6 protein-coding genes are annotated in these 5,714 nt (G+C 48.6%); 1 reads left to right on the forward strand and 5 read right to left on the reverse strand.

Annotated elements, in window-relative coordinates; translation table 11 throughout:
* From IQ235_RS16975 to IQ235_RS16985, 3 genes are all read right to left on the reverse strand, one after another.
* Positions 1-541: hydroxymethylglutaryl-CoA lyase-like TIM-barrel protein (locus IQ235_RS16975; protein ID WP_502652923.1), on the reverse strand; the 541-nt coding region annotated here is incomplete at its 3' end.
* Between the two features lie 516 nt (positions 542-1,057).
* Positions 1,058-1,579: a LabA-like NYN domain-containing protein gene (locus tag IQ235_RS16980; protein WP_264322613.1), complete on the reverse strand. Its 522-nt coding sequence runs from the start codon at positions 1,577-1,579 to the stop codon at positions 1,058-1,060.
* Between the two features lie 260 nt (positions 1,580-1,839).
* Positions 1,840-2,490 (reverse strand): response regulator transcription factor, encoded by a 651-nt coding sequence (locus IQ235_RS16985; RefSeq protein WP_264322614.1) that lies wholly within the window; start codon positions 2,488-2,490, stop codon positions 1,840-1,842.
* A 486-nt stretch (positions 2,491-2,976) separates the two neighbouring features.
* Between IQ235_RS16985 and IQ235_RS16990 the strand changes: the two genes are divergently transcribed.
* Positions 2,977-4,560 carry a GMC family oxidoreductase gene (locus IQ235_RS16990; protein ID WP_264322615.1) on the forward strand — a complete coding sequence of 528 codons (1,584 nt, stop codon included), beginning with the start codon at positions 2,977-2,979 and terminating at the stop codon, positions 4,558-4,560.
* Between the two features lie 53 nt (positions 4,561-4,613).
* Here IQ235_RS16990 and IQ235_RS16995 read toward each other — a convergent pair whose 3' ends face one another.
* Both IQ235_RS16995 and IQ235_RS17000 read right to left on the reverse strand, forming a co-directional pair.
* Positions 4,614-5,177: an FKBP-type peptidyl-prolyl cis-trans isomerase gene (locus IQ235_RS16995; protein ID WP_264322616.1), complete on the reverse strand. Its 564-nt coding sequence runs from the start codon at positions 5,175-5,177 to the stop codon at positions 4,614-4,616.
* A gap of 59 nt (positions 5,178-5,236) precedes the next feature.
* On the reverse strand, positions 5,237-5,560 hold the full coding sequence (locus IQ235_RS17000; protein WP_264322617.1) for a phasin family protein: 324 nt from the start codon (positions 5,558-5,560) through the stop codon (positions 5,237-5,239).
* Between the last annotated feature and the right edge of the window lie 154 nt (positions 5,561-5,714).

Consider the following 5,714-nt stretch of genomic DNA (forward strand, 5'->3'; position numbering starts at 1 on the left):
ATCCTACGGTATCGGGAATATTGACGGTGGTGGCTCCAGCCGCGATCGCCGCTTCGAGAACTCGATACAAAAATTCCGGATCGGAGCGTCCCGCATCTTCCGGGGAAAATTCGACATCATCAACGAAGGTTTTGGCATAAGCAACCATTTCTGGCACGATCGCTAAAACTTCTGCTCTGGTTTTGCGAAGTTTGTATTCGAGGTGGATATCCGAGGTGGCGATAAAGGTATGAATGCGACCTCGCGCGGCATCTTGTAAGGCTTTGCCTGCGGCTTCGATATCTTTTTTGGAGGCACGGGCTAAACCGCAAATTGTCGGCCCATTCTCGGTTCCCACCGCCTGGGCAATTTTTGACACCGCTTCAAAATCCCCCGGACTGGCATAGGGGAATCCGGCTTCGATGATATCCACCCCCAGTCGTGCGAGTTGGCGGGCGATGGTGAGCTTTTCATCGACGTTGAGGGTTGCTCCCGGCGACTGTTCGCCATCGCGCAAGGTGGTATCGAAAATAATAATTCGATCGGAGGTGTTCTGTGTCATGAGTTTGTTCTCCTTCGTCTGTGATTTTGGGGTCTGTTTCTCGAAATCGATCGAGAATGGTAAACGATTGTGTGGGGTGTCTTTACTCTAGACTCACCGAATTTGAGATTCCCCTAGTCTAATAGATCCAGTTAACTTCGGGAGCGAATCTGCGATACTCGATCTTCAGAAAACGATCGGCTATACTGTGAATCCATTTCAACCGAGATAGCTGTGTCGAGAGTGCTGCATTGGCAGTCTTCAAAAAGTAGATAGTCTGGAGGTTGGGTTTAATTTTCCTTCGCCAACGGCTTGCAAAACATTTAATCCATGAAAAGGAATGCGATCGATTTCAATTTATTGTGGTGATGAAGATTCCAGCACCGTAAAATCAGAGATTTTGAGTAACCGATCTATCCACCTAAAAAAGAGCCTTTTTCAATAAAAAAGAAGGCTCCCTTTAAGACTTTTGTTCTTTTCAAACAAGATGAATTCGACCCCTGTTTGTAAGTCTAGTTTAGATTTTAAATTCCGAATTTAAAATTCAACTTTTTCAATTTTGTTACGGATTAAATTTAGGTCGATATATCGATCGGTCACATTGCGGAGTTCTCGGGCAATCATACCTTCGGTAGAAACTACGGTGATGTGGGTGTTCTTCGATCTCAACAGTTCGATCGCTCGCTCGAAATCTCCATCACCACTGAACAGAATTACACGATTGTACTGCTCGACAGTATTAAACATATCGATGACAATTTCGATATCTAAATTAGCTTTTTGAGAATATCGACCCGAACTATCATCGTAATATTCTTTGAGAATTTTGGTGCGGACGGTGTATCCCAAACTGATCAGAGCATCGCGAAATCCTCGCTGGTCTTGGTGGTCTTTGAGTCCGGTATACCAGAAAGCATTGACCAACATCGTTTCGCTTTGTTCCGTCCTAAAATATTCGAGAACGCGCCTGGGGTCGAAAAACCACCCATTTTTTTGCTGCGCGTAGAACATATTATTACCGTCCACAAAAATAGACAGACGGCTTAGTGAAGTCACCATATAATTTTATACCCTTATATCTATTAATAAATGTTGGGTTCTAAACTCGAAAAAAACTCATCGAGTGCAACCGATAGAGCAGCTTGATTTTGGATGAAGCCATCGGCAAAAATAAAGCAAGTCACAATAGATAACAAGTCGCATCTAGATCGTTCGAGCCAGGCAGCAGAGTTCCTCGCACCCCAGAAGAACTCGCACGCCGACAAGCTAAGCTCGATGCGCTCGAAAGTGCGTTCGCTATATGAGTTAGGCAATATCGTTTAGGCAATGTTGGTTTCGATCGCCCAGCGAGCTAATTCCGTCCGATTGTGTAAACCCGTTTTGGCGAGCATATTAGAAACGTGGCTTTCAATGGTGCGCTGGCTCACATTCATTTCTCGCGCGATCTCTCGGTTGGCCATTCCCCGAGCCACCCAATTGACAACCTTTTGCTCGGTGGGTGTTAACTCTACATTCGCCCTTACCGGGAGTTGAGGTGCGTTGTCTACACCTGTAGGCTTGGGTCTGCGAGAGGCGTATTTGAGGGTCGCCTCTACTTGTGCTACAAGTTCCTCTGGCTCGAAAGGCTTCACCATATAAACATCGCCACCAATACCCAGTCCCTTGATTCGATCTTTGCTTTGGCCTTTTGCCGAAAGGAAGATGACTGGAATCCAGTTGATTGTCGAATCATCTCGAATTTGCTTGACAAAGGTATAACCATCCATTTCTGGCATCATGACATCGCAAATAATCAAATGGGGAATTTTCCCTTCTTTCAACTTATCGATTGCCTCAATACCATTACCAGCAGTTAATACTTCGTAGCCGCGAAATTCTAGATAATCTTTAACGAGTAAAATTAAGTTGGGATCGTCATCAACCAATAACAATTGTTTTTGATTTGCCACATTAGCCTTGGTTTGTTTCATAATCAGCCACTCAGGAGGTGGTGGTTCTTAATAGTACAAATAATTTCGAGCATAGCCCACTTCTATAATTATAGACTTTAAACTAGGCTTTCGTCTCCCTGCACTCGGTTTTCAAAGATGGATGTAGCCAGACGGTGGTGAGTGCGACCCTCGATCGTTTTACAGTCTATCTAACAGGTAGGGCAACTTCTTGCAACTAGAAATTACCCTACCCAATTCTACGATCGCTCGGCTTGCAAGATTACGGGAATTAAAGGCTGATTCGGGTAATCTCGGGTTCGTAGGAGCGATTATTGTTGACAGAGTTAGGTTAAAATAGCGAAATTGAAAAAATAGAAGACTCTTGGAATCAGGAGAAAAATACACGGAGTCTAAAGAAAATAACCCATAAACTGCTTTTTCACAGACTCGTAGAAGAACGCTTCGAGAGATTAAACTTCTGAAAATTCTTCCGTTTGTGCCATCTCCCCCATCTGCGTCCTTATAATGTTAAATCCCACCTACGACTACATCGTTGTTGGCGGCGGATCTGCGGGCTGCGTGCTGGCCAACCGTCTGACGGAAAACCCACAAACAACCGTTTTATTGCTCGAAGCCGGTTCGCGCGATCTCCGACTGGAAATTCAGATTCCAGCGGCATTTTCTCAACTGTTCCGCACCCACTGCGACTGGGCGTATCAAACCGAACCGCAGTCGAAATTACACGATCGCTCGCTTTACTGGCCTCGGGGCAAGGTTCTCGGCGGTAGCAGTTCTCTCAATGCCAGTATTTACATTCGAGGACATCGCTGGGACTACGATCGCTGGCAGGAATTGGGCAACTCAGGCTGGGGTTTTTCCAACTTGCTCCCCTACTTTAAAAAAGCCGAACATCAAGAGCGGGGCGGATCGGTCTACCATGGAACGGGCGGGCCGCTCAATGTGACCGATCGCCCCTACACTAGCCCCTTATCCCACGCTTTTGTTGCCGCCGCTCGCTCGATAGGTTTGCCCTACACGGAAGATTTCAATACCCCAGAACCAGAGGGGGTCGGGTATTACCAAGTGACGCAAAAACGCGGTCGCCGTCACAGCAGCGCCACAGCCTATCTCAAACCCTGCCGCCAGCGCTCGAATTTGACGGTACTAACGGACGCTCGGGCAACTCGCCTGCTGTGGGATGGAAGATGGGCTGTGGGGGTGGAATTCGCGCGCGAGGATGGCTCCACCGAACGAGTCCGCACCCGAAGGGAATTGATTCTGTGCGGGGGGGCGGTGAATTCTCCCCAACTGCTGATGCTTTCTGGAGTCGGTGCGGGCGATCGCTTGCAGGCGCTCGAAATTCCCGTGGTGGTGGATTTGCCCGGAGTGGGACAAAATTTGCAAGACCATTCGGTGACGGGGGTGGTGTGCGAATGTACCCAGCCGATTTCTCTCGAGGGTGCTAAAACCCTTGCCAATACTTTGAAATACTTTCTCTTGGGACGAGGGCCTCTCACCTCTAACGTGGGAGAGGCGGGAGCGTTTGTGAAGACGCGATCGAATTTAACCGTACCGGATTTACAACTCCATTTCGCTCCGGCCTATTTTGTCAATCACGGGTTTACCAAACCTAAAGGGTACGGATTTACTTTAGGTTCGACACCGTTGCGCCCTCACAGTCGCGGCTACATCGACTTGCGCTCCCCCGACCCGTTGGCCGCACCGATTATCGAGCCAAACTACCTGAGTGAGGAGGCTGACTGGCAGGTGGTGCGATCGGGAATTGCTCTATCCCGCCAAATTCTCCAAGCCTCAGCATTCGATGCATTTCGAGGCGCGGAATTCCTTCCGGGGATCGAGGTGCAAAGCGATGGCGACATTGACGAGTACATTCGCGCGTTTACCGAAAGCTTGTACCATCCCGTGGGGACTTGTAAAATGGGCAACGATCGCCTCGCGGTCGTCAACGATCGACTGCAAGTACGCGGCACTCGAGGATTGCGGGTGGTGGATGCTTCGATAATGCCCGCGATCGTCAGTGGGAATACGAACGCACCCGCAATTGCGATCGCCGAAAAAGCGGCAGACGCGATCGCGGGCGATCGCTAAAGAGCCAATTTAAAAGAGCCAACCTAAAAAAGGTGGAAAAGTAAAGAGCGGTTCTAAGCGATTCTCAGCAGCTCTACATCAAAAATCAGCGTGGCATTGGGGGGAATGACACCACCGGCCCCGCGCGCGCCATAGCCTAATTCGGGTGGAATAATCAGTTTGAAGCGATCGCCCACTTTCATCAGCGCCACGCCTTCATCCCAACCTTTAATCACCCGACCGGCACCGAGTTTGAAGGAAAAGGGCTGGTTGCGATCGCGGGAACTATCAAATTTCGTCCCGTCTTCGAGGGTTCCGGTGTAGTGAACGTAAACCGTTTGACCGCTTTGGGCAGCTGCGCCATCTCCTTCGACGAGCTTAACGTATCCAAGACCGGAATCGGTGGTAATAACTTCTTCCATTTCGCTATCGGTATCTTCTGCAGAAGTGATGGTGGATGGTGCCGGCGCAGAGGCGAGGTTTCCTGTCGGGGTGTCCTCTGTCGTTGGAGCTATCGTTTGAGTCATGGATGGATTTTCGGTGGCGGTTGTGGGCTGTTTTTGACCGTAAACCTGCGTGAAAACGACGAATACACCACAGACAACCATAACCGCCAAACTGATTAGAATGGTTCGCAAAACCGATCCTCCTAAGTGAGTCGAGCAATGAGAATTCATCCTACCATCAACTTATCGCCTTAGCGCCAGCGCTTATTTTCTAATTCCCGTACTTGCCGTTCGAGGCGATCGATCCGACCGCGCAATTCATCCACCTCTTTTTGACGAGACACCCCCAAATCTTGCATGATGTTGCGAATCTGCTGTTCTGCGTAATGCCTCACGTTTCCTTGCTCGGATTCGATCTGACCCATTAGCTCGTCCACAAAATTCGTGGCTTGTTCGGAGTCGATGGTTCCTTCTCGAACCCATCGATCGCTGACTTCTCGAAGTTTCTCCGTCACCAAAGATGTGGTTCCAATGCCGAACATGAGTAATTGTTTGATGATATCGTTATTATCCATAAAGGGTTCTCGTAAAGAAATATCTCACTCGAATGGGAATCGAATCGGGCACATCAGATTTTCCGAACTATTCGAAGAATTTGCCGATGAAGATGTGCGGTGTCTGGCGAGCTCTTTTGAATCTTATCGTGTTAGGTTTGGGTCGGAAATTTGT

The sequence above is a fragment of the Zarconia navalis LEGE 11467 genome (genome assembly GCF_015207075.1).
Taxonomy (GTDB): Bacteria; Cyanobacteriota; Cyanobacteriia; order Cyanobacteriales; family Geitlerinemataceae; genus Zarconia; species Zarconia navalis.